Origin of the sequence: Alicyclobacillus sacchari, assembly GCF_004366795.1 — a bacterium.
GTDB lineage: Bacteria > Bacillota > Bacilli > Alicyclobacillales > Alicyclobacillaceae > Alicyclobacillus > Alicyclobacillus sacchari.
Genome location: NZ_SORF01000002.1, coordinates 98,185 through 116,812 on the forward strand (window position 1 = coordinate 98,185; position 18,628 = coordinate 116,812).

Annotated in this window: 16 protein-coding genes; 15 read left to right on the top strand and 1 reads right to left on the bottom strand. The window is 57.8% G+C overall.

Annotation, left to right across the window (positions count from 1 at the left end):
* The first annotated feature begins 23 nt into the window (after positions 1-23).
* The 9 genes from rny (at position 24) to C7445_RS02660 (ending at position 10,028) form a co-directional block, all read left to right on the top strand.
* A complete protein-coding gene (gene rny, locus C7445_RS02620) occupies positions 24-1,571 on the top strand; it encodes a ribonuclease Y (RefSeq protein ID WP_134158507.1) in 1,548 nt (515 codons plus the stop codon).
* A 74-nt stretch (positions 1,572-1,645) separates the two neighbouring features.
* Positions 1,646-2,419 (top strand): TIGR00282 family metallophosphoesterase, encoded by a 774-nt coding sequence (locus C7445_RS02625; protein WP_134158508.1) that lies wholly within the window; start codon positions 1,646-1,648, stop codon positions 2,417-2,419.
* A 115-nt stretch (positions 2,420-2,534) separates the two neighbouring features.
* Positions 2,535-2,795 (top strand): stage V sporulation protein S, encoded by a 261-nt coding sequence (locus C7445_RS02630; protein ID WP_040290200.1) that lies wholly within the window; start codon positions 2,535-2,537, stop codon positions 2,793-2,795.
* A 32-nt stretch (positions 2,796-2,827) separates the two neighbouring features.
* A complete protein-coding gene (locus C7445_RS02635; protein ID WP_243834897.1) occupies positions 2,828-3,772 on the top strand; it encodes a dipeptidase in 945 nt (314 codons plus the stop codon).
* Positions 3,773-4,085: 313 nt separating this feature from the next.
* Positions 4,086-4,622, top strand: coding sequence for an outer spore coat protein CotE (gene cotE / locus C7445_RS02640; RefSeq protein ID WP_040290198.1), 537 nt, complete (start codon positions 4,086-4,088; stop codon positions 4,620-4,622).
* A 75-nt stretch (positions 4,623-4,697) separates the two neighbouring features.
* Positions 4,698-5,843: a YheC/YheD family protein gene (locus C7445_RS02645; RefSeq protein ID WP_134158509.1), complete on the top strand. Its 1,146-nt coding sequence runs from the start codon at positions 4,698-4,700 to the stop codon at positions 5,841-5,843.
* Positions 5,844-5,846: 3 nt separating this feature from the next.
* Entirely contained in the window at positions 5,847-7,214 is a 1,368-nt protein-coding gene (locus C7445_RS02650) for a YheC/YheD family endospore coat-associated protein (RefSeq protein ID WP_243834898.1), read from the top strand.
* 33 nt (positions 7,215-7,247) lie between these two features.
* Entirely contained in the window at positions 7,248-8,702 is a 1,455-nt protein-coding gene (locus C7445_RS02655) for a putative amidoligase domain-containing protein (protein WP_134158510.1), read from the top strand.
* 45 nt (positions 8,703-8,747) lie between these two features.
* On the top strand, positions 8,748-10,028 hold the full coding sequence (locus C7445_RS02660; RefSeq protein ID WP_166668959.1) for a YheC/YheD family endospore coat-associated protein: 1,281 nt from the start codon (positions 8,748-8,750) through the stop codon (positions 10,026-10,028).
* Between the two features lie 12 nt (positions 10,029-10,040).
* Here the strand turns inward: C7445_RS02660 and C7445_RS02665 are convergent, their stop codons facing one another.
* Positions 10,041-10,289, bottom strand: a complete 249-nt coding sequence (locus tag C7445_RS02665; RefSeq protein WP_134158512.1) for a hypothetical protein — start codon at positions 10,287-10,289, stop codon at positions 10,041-10,043.
* 103 nt (positions 10,290-10,392) lie between these two features.
* On the opposite strand from C7445_RS02665, the gene miaB reads away from it, so the two are divergent.
* Genes miaB through miaA form a run of 6 tightly spaced genes read left to right on the top strand, consistent with a single transcriptional unit; the run spans position 10,393 to position 18,613 of the window.
* On the top strand, positions 10,393-11,886 hold the full coding sequence (gene miaB / locus C7445_RS02670; RefSeq protein WP_134158513.1) for a tRNA (N6-isopentenyl adenosine(37)-C2)-methylthiotransferase MiaB: 1,494 nt from the start codon (positions 10,393-10,395) through the stop codon (positions 11,884-11,886).
* Positions 11,883-12,329, top strand: coding sequence for a YlbF/YmcA family competence regulator (locus C7445_RS02675; RefSeq protein ID WP_243834899.1), 447 nt, complete (start codon positions 11,883-11,885; stop codon positions 12,327-12,329). Before miaB ends, C7445_RS02675 begins: the two co-directional genes overlap by 4 nt.
* Before the next feature lie 38 nt (positions 12,330-12,367).
* Positions 12,368-14,992: a DNA mismatch repair protein MutS gene (mutS, locus tag C7445_RS02680; RefSeq protein ID WP_134158514.1), complete on the top strand. Its 2,625-nt coding sequence runs from the start codon at positions 12,368-12,370 to the stop codon at positions 14,990-14,992.
* Positions 14,974-16,842, top strand: coding sequence for a DNA mismatch repair endonuclease MutL (gene mutL / locus C7445_RS02685; protein ID WP_243834900.1), 1,869 nt, complete (start codon positions 14,974-14,976; stop codon positions 16,840-16,842). Before mutS ends, mutL begins: the two co-directional genes overlap by 19 nt.
* Positions 16,842-17,648, top strand: a complete 807-nt coding sequence (locus C7445_RS02690) for a class I SAM-dependent methyltransferase (protein ID WP_134158515.1) — start codon at positions 16,842-16,844, stop codon at positions 17,646-17,648. The genes mutL and C7445_RS02690 overlap by 1 nt, the downstream gene beginning before the upstream one ends.
* Positions 17,645-18,613, top strand: a complete 969-nt coding sequence (gene miaA / locus C7445_RS02695) for a tRNA (adenosine(37)-N6)-dimethylallyltransferase MiaA (protein ID WP_134158516.1) — start codon at positions 17,645-17,647, stop codon at positions 18,611-18,613. The genes C7445_RS02690 and miaA overlap by 4 nt, the downstream gene beginning before the upstream one ends.
* Positions 18,614-18,628 lie beyond the last annotated feature (15 nt).

Consider the following 18,628-nt stretch of genomic DNA (forward strand, 5'->3'; position numbering starts at 1 on the left):
GACCGGAGCAGGGAGGCATAGCCTTGGGCGTTCCCGTTTGGCTGTTTATAGTAGTGATTGTTGTTTGTTTAGCGATTGGACTTGCGATGGGGTATTTCGCTCGGCGGATGATGGCTGAGTCGAAAATCGGTACAGCTGAAGCACGTGCATTGCAGATTATAGAATCGGCTCAACGCGATGTGGAAGCTCGCCGAAAAGAAGCGGTTTTGGAAGCGAAAGAAGAGACGCACCGCATCCGCTTGGAGGCGGAGAAGGAGCTTCGCGAACGGCGCAATGAAATTCAACGAATGGAACGGCGGATCCTCCAAAAGGAGGAGTCGTTGGATCGGAAGTTGGAATTGCAGGAGCAGAAAGCAGAAGAATTGCGTCGTGCGGAACAGTCTGTACAAGCGTTGCGTGATGAGATTGAAGCGTTACGTCAAGAACAGGTTCGTGAACTGGAACGCGTCTCTGGGTTGACCAGAGAAAGTGCACGACAGTTGATTCTCGAGCAGGTTGAACGTGAAACGCGTCACGATGCTGCGATGTTGGTCAAACAGATTGAGCAGGAAGCAAAGCGTGAAGCGGATAGGCGTGCTCGCGATATCGTCGCGAATGCAGTGCAACGTTGTGCCGCGGATCATGCGTCTGAAATCACGGTATCTGTCGTGACGTTGCCCAATGACGAAATGAAGGGTCGTATCATCGGACGGGAAGGTCGGAACATTCGTACACTTGAGACCCTGACGGGTATCGATCTCATTATCGACGATACGCCGGAAGCGGTCATCCTTTCCGGGTTTGATCCAATTCGCCGCGAAATCGCAAAAGTAGCTTTGGAGCGTTTGGTCGCCGATGGGCGTATTCATCCTGCTCGCATCGAGGAAATGGTTGAACGGGCTCGGCGCGATGTTGACGAACTGATTCGTGAACAGGGCGAGCAGGCAACGTTCGATACAAATGTGCATGGTTTGCATCCGGATTTAGTGAAACTTCTGGGTCGGCTACGTTTCCGCACCAGCTATGGTCAGAATGTGTTGAAGCATTCCATAGAGGTAGCACATTTGGCTGGCATGATGGCTGCAGAACTTGGGCTGGACGTTGCGCTAGCCCGGCGTGGCGGTTTGCTGCACGATATCGGCAAGGCTGTGACTCATGAAGTGGAAGGTTCCCATGTGGAAATCGGTGTTGACTTGGCGCGCCGATATAAGGAGCATCCGATAGTAATCAACTGTATTGCGGCACACCATGGCGATGTGGAGTTTTCGTCGCCGATTTCGGTCATCGTTGCGGCTGCGGATGCCATTTCAGCCGCTCGTCCGGGGGCGCGCCGTGAGACGTTGGAGATTTACATGAAGCGCCTGGAGAAACTTGAGCATATTGCAGAATCGTTCGCCGGGGTGGAGAAGAGCTATGCCATCCAGGCCGGACGCGAGATTCGTATCATCGTGAAACCAGAATTGGTCGACGATGCAGAGTCCGCCCTTGTGGCCAAAGAAATTTCGAAGAAGATCGAGAATGAACTCGATTATCCTGGTCAGATTAAGGTGACTGTCATTCGAGAAACTAGAGCCGTTGAATACGCAAAATAGGGTAGCCGTCGGCTACTCTATTTTTTTACATAAGAGATTGGCACGAGGTCTGACATGATAGAAAGGAATGTACAATGAATATTCTATTTCTAGGTGATATTGTTGGTGAACCCGGGCGACGCTGTGCTCAGGAGATTCTGACACAACTCCTCAAAGACTTGCGGCCTGACCTCGTCGTCGCCAATGCGGAAAACGCGACGCGGGGAAAGGGACTGTCCCGAAAGTCAGCAGAAGAGTTGTATGACGCGGGTATTGAAATTATCACGATGGGAAATCACACTTGGGATCAGCGACAAATTTTTGAGTTTATCGACGATGATAGGCGGATTGTGCGTCCGTTAAACTATCCGGAGGGTACGCCGGGAAGAGGATACACCATCTGTCGAGTCAACCAGGTTGACGTGTTAATTGTCAATGTGATGGGGCGCACATTTTTAAGCCAGTTGAACTGTCCATTCGCCGCACTGGATGAGGTTCTTGCCAGGCATCCACAGATCCGCCATGTCATTGTTGATGTGCACGCGGAGACAACTTCGGAAAAATTGGCAATCGGCTGGGCGTTCGCGGGACGCGTGTCGGCCGTGATCGGAACGCATACGCATGTGCCTACTGCTGATGCCAGGGTGCTTCCGGGCGGGACGGCATATATCACGGATGTTGGTATGGTGGGCCCGCGCGACGGGATTCTGGGGATGCGCAGGGAGCCGGTGATAGAGCGCATGCGCACGCATTTGCCCAATCGGTTTGAAGTGGCGGATGGACCGCGTCAATTTTGCGCGGTGTCCATTGAACTGGACAGCAATGGCCGAGCGACTTCCATCACACCCATCTACCGCGAGTTGGTGTAAGTGACTTCTTCGTCATTCCGAAGGTGGGTTCCACTGCCCGTTGGCATAAAGCGGGGAGTGCCGAATATCGTATAGTGTCCTACTGCCGACGGGGGATAGAGGAGGTCATTTCATCGTGGATGTATTAAAAGTCTCGGCAAAGTCCAATCCGAATTCCGTTGCGGGGGCTTTGGCAGGGGTGTTGCGCGAGCAAGGCGCGGCTGAAATCCAGGCTATCGGAGCGGGTGCATTGAATCAAGCGGTGAAAGCCGTCGCTATCGCACGCGGTTTTGTCGCGCCAAGCGGCGTCGATTTGATTTGTATACCGGCTTTTACAGACATCCAGATCGACGGTGAGGATCGCACGGCCATCCGGTTGTTGGTCGAGCCGAGATAGCAGAAGCTGAGCAAAGAGAGGGGACATACGCGTTGAATCGAATACCTGTCGCCGACGCGCACGTCGACGTCTTGATGAAATTGCTCGATCCCGACATTCGATTCCACAGCGATCATCCAGAGCTTGCAGCCAATTATTCATCCCTTCAACAAGGCGGCGTCGCGACTCAGGTGTTCGCGCTGTTTGTCGAGCCCAAATGGGACCCTGCTGCCCAGTTGTATGCGGTGCTGCGGGAAATCGATGCGTTTTACGAACAAATCGCGTCGTTGGCCAGCATCCGAGCCGTACGAACGCGTGAGGACTTGCGTATGGCGCGCCAGCAACAGCAGTTGGCCGCACTATTGTCGCTCGAAGGGGCTGGATGCTTGCGCGGCAGCGTCGAAGTCCTGCGCATACTCCATCACTTGGGCGTTCGCGGCGTCGGCTTGACGTGGAACGATGCCAATGAACTGGCCGACGGGTGCGGCGAGCTGCGCGGCGGCGGCCTGACGCGTGCGGGCCGCGATGTTTTGCGAGAGATGCAGCATCTCTCGGTGTGGATCGATCTCGCCCATTTGCACGATGCGGGTGTGCGCGATGTGCTGCGCTTGACGGACGGTCCGGTGATGGCCTCGCATGCGAACGCTCGCGCTGTGCATCCTCATCGCCGCAATCTGACCGACGACACCATTCGTGAAATCATTCGCCGCCAAGGCTGGATTGGGCTGACTTTCGAGGCGCGTTTTGTCGCGGAAGGACAAGTGCGGATCGACGATGTATTTCGCCATTTGGATCACATCTTGGAGATGGGCGGCCAGCACCATGTTGGATTCGGTTCCGACTTCGATGGCACATCAAATGACATCGTTGGCTTGACGGCCAGCCGGGATTATGCACCCTTTGCACAGCGAGTGCTCGACAGATATGGGCGCGAACTTGGCGGCGCCATACTGTTTGGCAATTTTGAGGCGTTTTTGCAGCGACAATTACCGCCCTGAAGCTCACGCGAAAAAGGAATACTCGGGCAAAGAAGCTGTTCCATGGTTGGAACGGCTTTTTGTCGTTCATCGCGACGATATGGCTGTGGGACATCGTTAGGCAATGGCCCAATTTATAACGCAGCAATACCGACCATGCGCACCTCCTTGGGCAAGCGCATACGATGTGCTGTGGTTGCGGATGGGCGAAAGCACCTTCCATCGGAGAACGGCACGGCGTTCACCACAGCTTTCCGCCTCGCATACCGATAGACCATCAGCCTCGGGCGCAAGCGACCGACGTCGCCCGGGGACGCACAGAGGAGGTTGCCGCATGGTGCTCTCAAGTAAGGACCTCAGCTACCGTGAAATCATGGCGAACGCGGTCTGTGGCCGGGGCAATAAATATGCGCAGACGACGTACACCGTACGCCCGACGCACCGGCCCAGCACAATTGGCGGTTGCTGGGTGATGAACCACGTGTACGAAGCCGAGTTGGTTGGCGACTATGTTGAAGTTCGAGGCCGCTTTGATATCAACGTATGGTACTCGTACAACAACAATTCTGACACCGCGATCGCGAAAGAGACGGTTACCTATGTCGAACAAATTGCTTTGCGCGACGTCGACGACGAATGTGTGCGAGATTCGCGGGAAGTGCGCGTGCATGTCGTGCAAAGCCCCAATTGCCTGGATGCAACCTTGACCGGGAATGGGTCGGAAGTGTTGGTTCGCGTTGAAAAGGAGCTAGGTGTTGAAATTATCGGCCAGACGAAGTTGTGCGTCATCACAGCCGATTTGGCCGAGAAAAAAGACGTGGATTTCTTTGAGGAAGAAAGCGTACTGGAAGAAGTCGAGATCGAAGACTGAAGCCGTGCGTTTTGCAAAGAAGTGGGGCGACGTGTCGCCCCTTTCTTCCGTCTCGAGCAACTGGGGGTGAAACGAATGGGGGTCAAGAAGCGTGTCGTCCTGGCTTTGTACGTCGATGGCCCCATTGCGAAAGACCGGTTGTTCGGTGAACAGACGAAGATGTTCGAGGAACTTACTACATATGGTGACGATTACGGCGTCACGGTAATCGTCCTTACCCCAGGCGATCTCGCTCTTGGCCGTAGCTTTCGCTATCAATCAGGAAGTTGGGCGCGTGTATCGGGTGTCTTCCCAGACATCGTGCTGCGCAGATCGGGTGTGTTTACGCACAAGCCTGCGTCGGCTTTGCGCGAGCTCACCGAGCTGCGAAAACTCGGATTGCTGCACACGCTGCCGCGGCAAAGTGGGAACAAATGGAGTTTGTACAGATGGTTGAGTCGCGATCCATTCTTGCGTTGTCATGTACCGCGAACTTCTCTATGCACGAGCGGAAAGCAGTTGTACGCAGCATTGCAGTCACGACCCGACGTGTACCTGAAACCGCCCGGCGGATCGCGAGGGGTTTCCATCTATCACTTGGAGCGCCGAGGACGTGATGTCGTCGCGACATGGGAACGCCGCCTTGTTGCCCGCACGCTGGATCAAGTGAGTACTGACTTTCGCCCAGAAACGGAGACGGTGACGCGCTCGTTTCGCAATGAGGCGGCGTGCCTCGCCTTCTGGCAGGAAATCGGCTTGCACCGCGCCATTGTTCAAGACGCCGTGAAATTACCGCGCAAGGACGGTTCGCCGTTCGACTTTCGCTGGTTGGTCTGTGACAGCGAGGATCCTGTCATCGTCGCACGCGTCGGGCGCATGGGCAGGCGCGATGCGGTGACCACCAACATTCACACAGGTGGGCAGGCGGTTTCCGCGAAAGAGTTCATCGAACTCGCCGTGGGAGCAAAGCGCAGCGATGCGATTTTGCGCACGATGGACGAGGTGACAGAACGGCTTGCCCAGAGATTGGGCGCGCGCCATGGCGCGTTCGCAGAGGTCGGGATCGATCTCGCCGTGACCGAGCAGGGGGACATCTACGTGTTCGAAGTCAACCCGACGCCAGGAAGGCGTATGTTGCGCTTGCTTGACGCTGACTTGCACCGTCTGTCACTCGCATCGCTCCTTGAATATGTTATTACAGCCGTACGGCGTCGCGGGCAAAGCGCGGGAAGGGAGTCGTGAGCGATGAATGGCAAACGAGCGCAGGTGCAAATTCAAACGTTTGATAGTTCGGAGGCCGTGATTCGGACACATCCTTCGTTCGGATGCCACCGTACACAGGTTGAGTGTGCGTACGGAGAGCGCAGGTTACCCGTGCGCTTGGTGCCTGACGCCCATGTCCCTGTCGGTACAATCTCGGTCAGTAAAGCGGCTGCCCGCCGTCTTCGCCTGGCGGCCGATGGGTGGACCTTTTACGCCACAGTTTCGGACAGCCAAATACGGCTTGGTCCACTCATTGGGATTCTCGCCAATCCGCGCTGGGACAAGGCAAAGCAAACGCTGCGACCAAGCGGCCAGTTGGAGGGACTGCGGAAAATGGTCGAGATCGCCGAGGAGCAAGGGGCGCGCTGCTTTCTGTTTCACCTCACAGACATCGAGTTGCAAAAGGGGAACGTGACCGGTTATACGCTCGTCGATGGCAAGTGGGTCCGCCGACCCTTCCCACTACCCGACGTGATTTACGACCAACTCGTGTCCCGCAAAATCGAACGCGATCCGAAGTTACAGGAGAAGCGGGCCGCACTATCCAAGCGATATGGTAACAAGTTTTTCAACGATGGTTTTTTTGATAAATGGGAGGTTTACGAGTGGTTGCAGTCTTCCGGGGTCTCCAGCCACGTGCCTGAGACCATTCGCCATCGCGCGCTGCGTGAGGCGATCTCGTTTGTCAACCGCCACTCGGTCACCTTTTTAAAACCGCTGCACGGGAGCCTCGGGCTTGGTATCGCGCGGTTCGTCAAGGCGCGCGACGGCAGTGTTACGTACGAGTTAAAGCAAAGTGCACGTTCGGTGGTGCGTGGAAAAGGCGCCTCGGCAGCCGAGGTCCTCGAGGCGTTTCGCACGCGTTTGCGGCGAAGACCGTATATTTGGCAGCAGGGCCTGGCGCTCGCCACATACAAGGGTCGTCCTGTCGACATCCGGATTCTCATGCAACGGGATGAAACCGGCGAGTGGAAGCGCACCAAGATGTTTGCACGCGTAGCGAGATCGGGCGATTTTACGTCGAACCTGACCACTGGCGGCGATGCGATGACGGTTGACGCGGCGTTTTCCGAATGTCTACCCAATGCGACGGATCGCAGGCGGGCAAAGGCGCAGATTCGACGCCTGGCAAAAGAGGTTGTCGCAGCGGTGGAAGCAGGCTCGGGCCGTACATTCGGCGAACTCGGCATCGACCTTGGCATTGATCAGCAGGGTAAAGCCTGGATTATCGAAGTCAATTCCAAACCTCGAAAGGCGCCGCGGTCGGAAAAGGGGAGACAGGATTTGGTCGATCTATCGTTTCGACGTCCCATTGGCTACGCGATCTATCTGGCGCAGCAGCCGTCGTGAAACGGTTGCCCGCGCACAAGGGGGGAGTAGACCATGGCGTACTACCTGCTCCACAACAATCAACCCTCTGCCAGGCGTTTGATTGCTCAGGTGCCGCATCTCACCCGGTACGTAGCGAGTAATCGCGTGACAGATCGAGATGTACTTCTGCGCTGGGGAGCCGTCGAAGAGAGCGATCCCGTACAAGGCACCGTTTTGAACAGCAAGGACGCAATCTCGCGTGTCGCATCGCGAGCGCAGATGGCCAAGTTTTTGCGGCGCGTTGGTGTGCGTGTTGCGGCGCGCACCAATCGCGAAGGTATGCCGGCCTCGTTTGGCCGACAGTATCGCATCCCGCTTTTTGACTTCGAGCCGCTCGGCTGTTTCCGCTCGGATTCCGGCGTCAACTGGACGCAGACGCGTATCTCTCGCATTCATGCGTCCTTTGAAGAAATTTCGCTCGATGCGGACAATCAGACTAGGCGCGCTACCTACTTGGCAACGCGGACGATGCACGCGCTCGGCCTTGACTTTGGCCTGGTCAGCATCGGTGTTTCGGATAAAGGGTTGCTGCAAGTGCTTGACGTCAGTGCGACACCCATCCTAGAAGGCCGTGTACTCGAGTTGTACCGCGATGCCGTGACGCGCTTTGTCGAGCGCGAAGATCAGGCGCGCCGAGGCGGTCCGACAAACGTTTTGCTGGGTACGGACGTCGAAGTGATGCTCCGCAACGCCCAAGGCAAGATGGTGCTGGCAAGTAACTATTTCCCACGTCGTGGGCGGATCGGGTGTGACGACAGAAGTGTCAATTTCGACGGCAGACGGTTGCCGCTGATGGAATTGCGCCCCGCGCCAGACGCGCATCCGAATGGTCTGATCTTGAATTTGCGAGCGACGATGCGGGAGGCGAGTGAGAAAATCAATCGCGCCAACGTAGAATGGCGCGCCGGCAGCATGCCGTTTCGCCCGTATTGCACGGGAGGCCACATCCACTTTTCCGGCGTGCCACTCTCGAGCCGGCTCGTAAAGGCACTCGATCACTATGTTGGACTGCCGCTGATGGCGGTCGAGGATCGTACGCGGGCAGGATGGCGGCGTCCCAAATACGGATTTCTCGGCGACGTGCGGCGCAAGGATTACGGAGGCTTTGAGTACAGGACGCCGGCCAGTTTTGTGTGCAGTCAAACGGCGACGGTGGCCGCGTACCACCTTGCGCATATGGTCGCGTTGCACTACCGTGATCTCCCATTGTTCGATCTGTATTCTCCGCAGACGCAGGCGGCTTTCTACAATGGACAATTGCAAGCGTTACGCCCGCTCATCCTGCGCAATATCGAAGCGTTGCGGATGCACAGCGCCTACGCGCAGTACAGGGAGTATGTGGAGCCGCTGTTCGCGATGATCGAAGCGGGGCAGACCTGGGACGAAACGCGCGATGTCAGGCGGGAGTGGGAGGTGCCTTTGGTGCGCACGACACCAGCGAAACGTCGATTGCGCAGGGCCCGGTGAGCGAGTTTCGGCTAGACACCAATGCAGGGAAATGAGGTTCAAGCCGTGAGTAGAGAAACGAATGCGGAACTGATTTGGTTTCGTCAACATGGCGCCGTGACGCCGGCTGTGTACGTGGGCAACAGGCGCCCGCCATTCAAAGGGGCGTGGCCGGCGTCTGCCAAGTTCGCGCATGTCGACGGCAGATGGCCAATCCTGCAGACTCTGCCGGAAGGCATCGTCTATCGGGCGCCAACTAAACTTGCGGCGAGTGGCAAGGACATTCAAATCGTGGGAGAAGTTTATGCGATTCTGGCCGGCGAGGGTAAAGATGGGTTTACCGGGGCGCGGCTCAATTTTCGCGACGTGATCGATGCGGGGCGCCAGGCAGGGGTCTTTGTGTACGTCATACCGACTACTGGTGTCACGTCGCAAGCCTTCTGGCAGGGGTATGTGCGGCTCGGCTATCGACGGTGGCTCCCCTTGCCGGTTCCGCGTCCACAAGCCGTTTACAATCGCATTCCCACACGCGCTTTGGAGGGGCGGGCGAGCACGGTACGGGCGCGGCAGACGCTCGCCGAATTGGCCATCCCCATGTACAATCCGTCCTACTTTCACAAGTCGCATATCTATGACATGATCCGTCGGCATGGCCTGGACGGAAATCTTCCCGATACGCGCGGGAGGCTGACGCGGGACGCACTCGTGACCATGTTGAAGAGCCATCAAGCGGTGTACTTGAAACCCGCCGGCGGCAGCGTCGGGCATGGGATGATGCGCATCGACAAAGCGCCTGCCGGGTACACCATCGCGGTGCTAAAAGACGGAAGGACGTCGCATTTTGCTGCGGCAGGAGAAGACGAACTTTGGCGGCTCGTCCAACGTGAAAAGGTGCGGGGCCAGTATGTCCTGCAGGAAGCGATCCGGTTGCTTGAAGTGGACCAAAAGCCCTGTGACTTTCGCGTACTTCTGCAAAAAGCCAGAGACACTTGGCGCGTCGTTGGCTACGGTGTGCGCGTGAGTGGTAAAGGCAGGATTACGACACACGTGCCCAACGGCGGTTCGATTGCCAACGCCAAAACCGTGCTGAGGCAAGCGTTTGGCGGCGACGCTGTGCAGGTTGAAGCCGATTTGGAGACCTTTGTTCTGCGAGCCGCGCAGGCGATCGACGCCGAATACGGTGGTCGGCTCGGCGAAATGTCGATGGATATCGGCATCGATCCCGCAGGTAAACCGTGGTTTTTTGAGGCAAATGCAAAACCTATGAAGTTTGACGAACCGCAGATTCGGGCTGCTTCACTGACGGGCGTGATCGACCGATTGCGCTACCTGGCTCGCCACCGCTGATCGAACAACCGCTCAAACGAGCGGCCACGGCAAGGCGAAGCGACGTTTGCCTTTTGTGATTGAGCGGATTTGGTGAAACGGTATGTAATACCATTTGTTGTCGTACAACAGAATGGCTTGATGGGCCAGCATGATTTTGTCGATGTCCGGAAAATCGCTCGCGTACGACAACTTATCCGGTGCGACGATCGCGCCGTCAAACCGCTCCTCCTGATACGAGGTATACACTTCGAATGTTGGGATATTCAGCTTGTCCGACATCGCAATTCCTCCAAATACCGTGTGAGACCCTTACTGCTTATGGTATCATGTAGGGATAGATGTGCAATGACAACCGAATATACTTCGGACGGAGTGTTGAACGGTGGAAAACTTAATTAAATTGGCGCGCGAAGGACGCTTGGAACAGGGGCTTGGCCTGACGTTTGGAAAGACGCATAGGCCCAACCAGGCCCAGCGCGTGTCGTATGACATAGAGGAACTGACAAAGAAGTACCGTGTGGGCAGCAAAGCTGACGGTTCACCGTACCGATTTCAGATTCTGACCTACGGCTGTCAGATGAACGAGCACGACACAGAGGTCATGGCTGGGCTTTTGACAGCGATGGGGTATGAAGCGGCGTCAACCGAGGCGGACGCCGACTTTATCTTGTTTAATACCTGTGCTGTGCGGGAAAACGCAGAGGACAAGGTGTTCGGCGAAATTGGCCGCTTACGCCCTTTGAAAAACCGCAACCCTGAGCTTTTGTTTGGCCTTTGTGGCTGCATGGCACAGGAGGCGGGCGTGCAGAAGATGGTCCGCGAAAAATTCCCTTGGGTCGATCTCGTTTTTGGCACGCACAACATTCACCGCTTGCCCGCATTATTGCACGCTGCGAAGGCGTCGACGGAGACGGTGATGGAGGTATGGGACAAGGCGCCGGAAACTGTCGAAGATTGGCCAAAGTTGCGCAAGGACAGCATTCGCGCCTGGGTGAACATTCAGTATGGATGCAACAAGTTTTGCACGTATTGCATAGTCCCCTATACCCGCGGCGTCGAACGCAGCCGCTTACCAGAGGACATCGTCGCCGAAGTCGAGCAATTGGTTGCAGAAGGCTTTCGTGAGATCACGCTGCTCGGGCAAAATGTCAACGATTACGGCGTCGATCTGGGAACGGTCAATTTCGCACACCTGCTGCGGCGGGTCAACGAGATTCCGGGGATTGACCGCATACGGTTCACCACCTCGAATCCATGGAACTTTACCGACGAATTGATCGACGCGATTGCCGCGTCAGAGCACGTTGTGGAACACATTCATCTGCCGGTGCAGTCTGGAAATAACGACATTCTGCGCCGCATGAATCGGTCGCACACGCGCGAGTACTACCTCAAGCTTGTCGATAAGATTCGCGCCAAGATCCCGAACGTGGTCTTGACGACCGACATTATCGTCGGTTTCCCTGGGGAAACGGAAGCGCATTTTCAAGACACCTTGGCTTTGGTGCGCGAGGTCGAGTTCGACAACGCGTTTACATTCATCTATTCGCCACGCGAGAATACGCCGGCTGCCAACTTTCCGGACAACGCCACTGAGGCTGACAAAAAGGAGCGGTTGCGGCGCTTAAACGAAGTTCAGTACGAAATTAGCTTGCGCCACAATCAAGCGCTGCGAGGACAAGTGGTCGACGTGTTGGTCGAAGGTGAGAGCCGCACCAATCCCGATGTGTTGTCGGGGCGTACGCGCGGCAACCGCTTGGTGCTGTTTCCTGGCGACTTGTCGCTGCGCGGTCAACACGTGCAGGTGGAGATCACGGAACCACAGACGTTTTTGCTCAAGGGTAGGTTGGTACAAGCAGAAGAGGTGGTATCGTGAGCGTTGTGGAAACCAAGGCGAGCCGCGCGCTGATGCTTGCGAAAGCCGATGAGATTGCAACTGCGATTGCCGATTCGGAGGAAGCTCGTCGGTTCTGGCAAGCGCGCGCGAAAATGGAGCGCCATGACGAAGCGCAAAAGCTGTTCGGCGACTTGAAACGCAAGACAAACGCCCTGCTGACGCTTCAAGAGCGGCTTGGGGAGAAACACGAGAAGTATCAGCGCATCCAGGCGGAAACGGACGCGCTGTGGGACAGGCTGGCGGAAATCCCAGTCGCACTTCAGTACAAGGCGGCTCAAGACGAGCTCAACGCTTTGCTGCAGGAAGTCACACTGATTCTGTTGGCGCGCTTGCGAGAGCAACTCCCGGTTGAACGCGGACCGCGCCAGTGCGGGTCCGGCGGCTGTAGTGGGGGGTGCGGCGGATCGTGCGGTGTGCATTGATGTTGGCAGGTGCGGAGTCGTCCACGGGGGGAAGCTAGATGAGCCTGACGCCGATGATGCGTCAATACCAGGAGATCAAGGCAACGCTCGAGGACACGTTGCTGATGTTTCGACTTGGCGACTTTTACGAACTGTTTTTCGAAGACGCCGTTGTCGCCAGCCGAGCGCTTGACATCACACTCACGGGACGTGACGCGGGGGAAGCGGGGCGGATTCCGATGTGTGGCGTTCCGTACCATGCGTTGGAGTCTTATCTGGATCGCCTCATCGAACAAGGGTTTCGTGTGGCCATCTGCGAGCAGGTCGAGGATCCGAAGACGGCCAAGGGCCTGGTGCAGCGAGAGATCGTTCGCGTTGTCACGCCTGGGACAGCGTTATCCAATGAGCAAGCAAACCGCTTTCTGGCGTCCTTCGTGGCGCGGGACGACATGGTCGGGCTTGGGCTCGTCGATGTCGGCACCGGTGAGGTTCTCTTTGGCGAAGCCAGTTGTGGCGAGTGTGTGGAGCAGTTGCGACGCCTCGCGCCCATCGAACTGCTTGTCGCGAAAGATGTGGATCTGCCTGAGCCGCTCGCCCGTTATGTCGCGGAAGAGCAGGTGGTGGTGACGCGTCGCAGGCCCGGGGCTACAGGGTATCTTGAGCGGCAATACGCTGTCTCGCAGCCGGAGCTATTAGGCATCGGCGCCACGTCTCTGGCGCGCAACGCCTGTGACATGGCCCTAGCCTATATCGAGGAGACGCAGAAGACGCAGCTCGCCCACCTGCAGGCGCCAAGACCTTTGTTTGAACCGAATCACATGCTGCTGACACAGGCCTCGATTCTTCATCTCGAGTTGACGGCCACTGCGCGCGATCGCGCCCGCAAAGGATCGCTTCTCGACTTGCTCGATGAGACGGCCACAGCGGCAGGCAGTCGCCTGTTAAAATCGTGGTTGGAACGGCCACTCTGCAAGCGGATGGACATCGAGGCTCGTCACGACGCGGTCGACTATTTCTATCAGGACCTGATTCTGCGTGAGGAGGCGCGCGAGGCGTTGCGCGGTGTCCACGACATGGCGCGGCTGTTGGCCCGCTTTTCGTTTGGCAGTGCCAATGCGCGCGATTTGCTCGCGCTCGCCCAGTCGCTCCGAGCTGCGCGCCAAGTTGTGGACATCGTCCGGACACAGGATATGCCGGCCTTACTCGTGAGACTTGTCGACGCTCTACCTGATCTGGCTCCACTCTACGAGGATGCGTTTGCCCAGTTGGTGGACGATCCGCCCGCATCGATTCGGGACGGTGGCATGTTTCGCGATGGCGTTCATCCTGAGCTCGACAGGCTCCGTTCCCTGCAGTCGTCGGGTCGCGCATGGCTGCGCGATCTCGAACAGGCGGAGCGCGAACGCACCGGCATCAAGTCGTTGAAGGTCGGCTATAACAAGGTGTTTGGCTATTACATCGAGGTGTCGAAAGCGAATTTGGCCAGTGTGCCAGCCGAGTATGAGCGTCGGCAGACGTTGGCCGCCGCCGAGCGCTTTGTCTTGCCGGCACTCAAGGAGCGCGAGGCGGAAATCGTCTCTGCAGAGGAGCGGGCAGTTGCCTTCGAGGAAGGGTTGTTTCGGTCGTTTAGCGATCGCGTCCTCGCCGCTGGTACAGGGATTCAGCAGTGGGCCGACGCCATTGCGCAGATCGACGTGTTGGTCGGTCTCGCGCATATCGCAAGCAAGCGCCGCTACGTGCGCCCTGCGATGGACGACGCTGTCGGTCTCGACATTGAGGCGGGACGACATCCTGTCGTCGAGGCTCACGTTGGCGCGGATTTTGTGCCTAATGATACGCTCTTGACGCCCGAGGAAAACATCATCTTGCTGACGGGACCGAATATGGGCGGTAAGAGCACATATATGCGGCAAACGGCGGTCATTTGCGTGATCGCACAAATGGGCGGTTTTGTGCCTGCATCGCGAGCCCGAATTGGCATTGTCGACAAGCTGTTCACGCGTATCGGTGCATCCGACGATCTCGGCCGCGGACAAAGCACTTTTATGGTCGAAATGACGGAGCTTGCCGAGATTCTCCGCCTTGCCACGGGACGTAGTCTCGTTCTCCTCGATGAGATCGGCCGCGGTACGTCGACCTACGATGGCCTGTCGATTGCCGAGGCCGTGCTTGAGGATCTCGCGACCCGTTCAGATCGTCCATTGACGATGTTTGCCACGCATTATCACGAACTGATTCGGTTTTCCGAACAATTTGCCTGTGTTCGTAACCAATCGCTGGCGGTCGAGGAGACGGGCGGTGACATTCGCTTCTTGCACACGGTAATACTACGCCCGTCGGATCGCAGCTATGGCATTCAAGTGGCGCGACTGGCCGGCTTGCCCAGCCACGTCATCGAAAGAGCGCAGGAATTGCTGCTTGCACGTGAGAACTGGCAAGTCGAGATGGACCACCAGACGCGGGAAACGGCTGCAACCGCCCCGTGTGAGTGGATACATGAGGGTGAGCCGGGGCGAGGCGGCGGTGGTTCCGATCTCGCTTTGTTCGCAGGTCCGTACCGTGCGTTTGCCGAATGGCTGGCAGGTCAAGATGTGATGCGGATGACGCCGCTTGATGCGATGAACCAGCTCTACCAGGCGATTGAGAAAGCGAGGGAACTCATCAAGTGGGACACATCCAACTGATGTCTGCGGCGCTCGCCAATCAAATTGCGGCTGGCGAGGTGGTCGTGCGCCCCGCTTCATGTGTCAAGGAATTGATTGAAAACAGCCTCGACGCCAGGGCGCGAGCGATTCAGGTGCATCTTCGCGAAGGTGGAATTGCGGAAATCGTCGTGATCGACGACGGTCAAGGTATGGACGAACAGGATGCCGCCCTCGCGTTTCGCCGGCACGCGACAAGCAAAGTCTACGAGCCGCGGGATCTCGTCCGCATCCGCACACTCGGATTTCGCGGCGAGGCGTTGGCTTCGATCGCGGCGGTGGCGCGTGTGCGCTTGACGACGCGCGCGGTTGGCGCCGAGACGGCTGTACGTGTCGCCGTCGACGGTGGCGAGATGGGGCCGCTGGAAACGGTCGGGGCACCGGTGGGAACGCGGATTGAAGTGCGCGATTTGTTCTACAACACACCGGCCAGATTGAAGTACTTGCGCACCGTGCAAACGGAACAGGCTAGATCCGTGGAAGTGGTGCAGCAGGCGGCGTTGTCTCGACCGGATGTCGCGTTTTCCTGCCAGACGGAGCATCATGTGTTGTTCCAGACGCCTGGCAATGGGGATGTGCGGACGGTGCTTGCCGCTTTGTACGGAGTCGGCGAGGCGAAGCAGTTGCTCGAACTTTCCGCGGCATCGAACGATTATCGCGTCCATGGATTGATTGGTCGGCCGACTCAAGCCCGATCCTCCCGGGGATACGCGCATCTCTTCGTCAATGGCCGCCCCATCCGCCATCCAGGGATTCATCAGGCCGTCATACAAGGCTATCAAAATCGTCTTATGGTGGGGAAACATCCGATGTATGCGCTGTATGTCGAGATGGATCCGAGCCTGGTCGACGTCAATGTCCACCCCCACAAAGCAGAAGTGCGCTTTAGCGAAGAGCAGGATGTGGCGCGTTTGGTCAGTCAGGCCGTGGCTGCGGCACTGGATGGTACCCTGCTCGCCGCGACACCGGTTCGTACGCGCCAGCCGCACGCGACCACGGTGCAGCCTCTTGCTTTAGACTGGCGGGGCGCAAGGGACGGACAAGTGACACCGGCAAACACGTCGCCCATGCCTGCGCCTGCCGACAAGGCGGTTCGCGAGGGCTTGACGGAGATGTACCGCACGGGCGAGCCCGCGAGGAGCAGCGGTCGCCCAGAGCCAACGAAGGCGCAGTTTGCCGACGAGTCCGCCACTCCGGCACACCATGTGTCATCAGGGGATGTGGAGCCGACCGATCGCGACGGGTGGCCAGCAGACTGGTCGTTACGCCCCATTGGCCAGGCTCTAGGGATGTACATTCTTGCAGATGACGGCGAATCGCTCTATATCATCGATCAGCACGCCGCCCACGAACGCGTGCTGTACGAGGACTTTTCGCGCAAGTTGCGCGAGCGGGGCGTCTTTGCGATGCCCTTGTTGGCACCCCTTGAATTAACTCTGTCGCCCGTTGCATTTGCGCGTGCCATGGCGGTACAGCAAGAACTGGCTGACATGGGGTTGACATATGAGCCATTTGGCGCTCAGCAGATTGTGATTCGGGCGGTGCCGGACATATGGCAAGGGCTCGACGTCGAGCGCTTGGCGGTCGACGTCTTCGACGACCTGCAAGCGCTCAAAGGAGACAGCGTGATCGAACAGATGCGCCTTTGTGTCGCGACGCGCGCGTGCAAAGCGGCCGTGAAGGCGAATTGGACGCTGTCGCCCCCTGAAATGGAAGCTCTCTGCAGATCGTTGGTCAAATGCCAAGATCCGTTTCACTGCCCGCATGGTCGTCCCATCTTTGTGCGCATGACCAACGGCGAATTGGAGCGCGCATTTCGGAGGATTGTCTGATGGCCATGTGGGAGGTCGAGTTGCTTTCGCAGACTGTCGTGACCACGCCTCGCAATCCAGTTCCTTGGCAGCTGGACAGGGCCAGGGAGCTTGCCCACCTTTTTGGGGTGCCGTTTATGCAGCGTGGCGACAGCAGCCTCTACCAGTTGCTCGAACGCTTCACGTGCGTGGTTGCGGTGGCGGATCCTGCGCGCATCCACATGCGCGGCTCTGACCATCCGCTGTTCTTTCACCCGAGCATGGCGGCACAGCGGCTGGATCGGATCCATCGGCGTGGTGAACCAGATCGCTTGTTGCGTGTGGCTGACGTGCGGTCTGGCGACGTGATCGTCGACGGGACGTTGGGACTTGCCAGCGATGCCGTCGTATTCGCCGATGCGGTTGGAATGACGGGGCAGGTCATTGGCATTGAGCGATCCGCACTTGTGGCAAGGCTTATGCGCGCCGTCCAGCGCTTTGGATGTAAGGAATACTCCGACGCAGCCGATTTGCTCCGGCGCATCGAGGTGCTGGAGTGCGATCATCTCGCCTGGCTTCAAGAACAGCCCGATGACAGCGTCGATGTGCTGTATTTCGATCCGATGTTTCGCCAACCAGCCGAGGATTCCCCATCGATCGCGCCGCTTCGTCAGGCGGCTTCGCCACAGCCCTTGCGCGCTGGGGTCATCGCCGAGGCTCGTCGCGTCGCCCGACGCGCGGTGGTCGTCAAGGAACGTCCGCAGTCCGGCGTGTTTGAGCAGTTTGGGCTGACGCCGGATCGACCGCGCAGCCCGTTCGCATATGGCGTGTGGAGGAAGTACATATGAAGTCGATTTCCATCGTTTGCATTGTCGGGCCTACGGCAATTGGCAAGAGCGAGCTTGCGGTTGTAGTGGCCAAACGGTATGGCGGCGAGGTGGTCTCGGCCGACTCGATGCAGGTGTACCGCGGCATGGATATAGGCACAGCAAAGTTGACCAAGGAGGAGATGGAGGGTGTTGAACACCATCTGATTGACGTTGTGGACCCTGCGGACACCTATACGGCTGCGCGCTGGAAACATGCTGCCGATGCAGTTATCGTAGACATTGCAGGACGTGGCCATTTGCCCGTCGTCTGCGGCGGAACCGGCCTGTATATTCGCGCGCTCACAGACGATCTCGATTTTATCAAGGCCCCGGAGACGGCTGAGAGCCGTACGCATTGGCAGCGATATCTCGCCGAGCACGGCGCGTTCGCTCTGTATGAAGCACTGCGCGAGCGCGACCCGGAGCGGGCGCAGCAGTTGCATCCGAACGATGTCAAACGCGTCATTCGGGCTCTTGAGGTGGCCGATGCGGCCGCTGCTCCGATGTCTGCACGTTATGACTGGTCCGTCCGCAGTGGACGTTATCACACGCTCATCATTGGCCTCACCATGGAGCGAGAGGCGTTATACCGCCGTGTCGATCAGCGCGTGTTGCAGATGTGGAAAGCCGGCCTTCCGAGCGAGGTGCGGCGCATGTTGGCGGCAGGCGTCTTACCGCATGCCACATCGCTGCAGGCCATTGGTTACAAAGAAGTGGTTGCCATGCTGGCTGGGGAGGTTGGGGAAGAGGAGACGATTGCGACGATTCAGCGCAATACCAGGCGCTTTGTCAAGCGGCAGTTGTCTTGGTTTCGGCGCGATCCGCGCGTGGTTTGGTTCGAAAAGACGGCATCTGGCGACTTTGCGTCCGGGGAAGAAGCGCGTTTGTGGAACACGATCGACGAGTTTTTGAAGGAGAATTCACAATCTCCCCCGAATACATAATAGACCTGCAGAATG

Excerpts from the sequence above, each read along its gene's own strand:
- C7445_RS02650 (WP_243834898.1), top strand. The coding sequence starts at position 5,847 with ATGAATGGCAAACGAGCGCAGGTGCAAATTCAAACGTTTGATAGTTCG.
- C7445_RS02625 (WP_134158508.1), top strand. The coding sequence starts at position 1,646 with ATGAATATTCTATTTCTAGGTGATATTGTTGGTGAACCCGGGCGACGC.
- C7445_RS02645 (WP_134158509.1), top strand. The coding sequence starts at position 4,698 with ATGGGGGTCAAGAAGCGTGTCGTCCTGGCTTTGTACGTCGATGGCCCC.
- miaA (WP_134158516.1), top strand. The coding sequence starts at position 17,645 with ATGAAGTCGATTTCCATCGTTTGCATTGTCGGGCCTACGGCAATTGGC.
- C7445_RS02690 (WP_134158515.1), top strand. The coding sequence starts at position 16,842 with ATGGCCATGTGGGAGGTCGAGTTGCTTTCGCAGACTGTCGTGACCACG.
- cotE (WP_040290198.1), top strand. The coding sequence starts at position 4,086 with ATGGTGCTCTCAAGTAAGGACCTCAGCTACCGTGAAATCATGGCGAAC.
- C7445_RS02665 (WP_134158512.1), bottom strand. The coding sequence starts at position 10,289 with ATGTCGGACAAGCTGAATATCCCAACATTCGAAGTGTATACCTCGTAT.
- C7445_RS02655 (WP_134158510.1), top strand. The coding sequence starts at position 7,248 with ATGGCGTACTACCTGCTCCACAACAATCAACCCTCTGCCAGGCGTTTG.
- mutS (WP_134158514.1), top strand. The coding sequence starts at position 12,368 with ATGAGCCTGACGCCGATGATGCGTCAATACCAGGAGATCAAGGCAACG.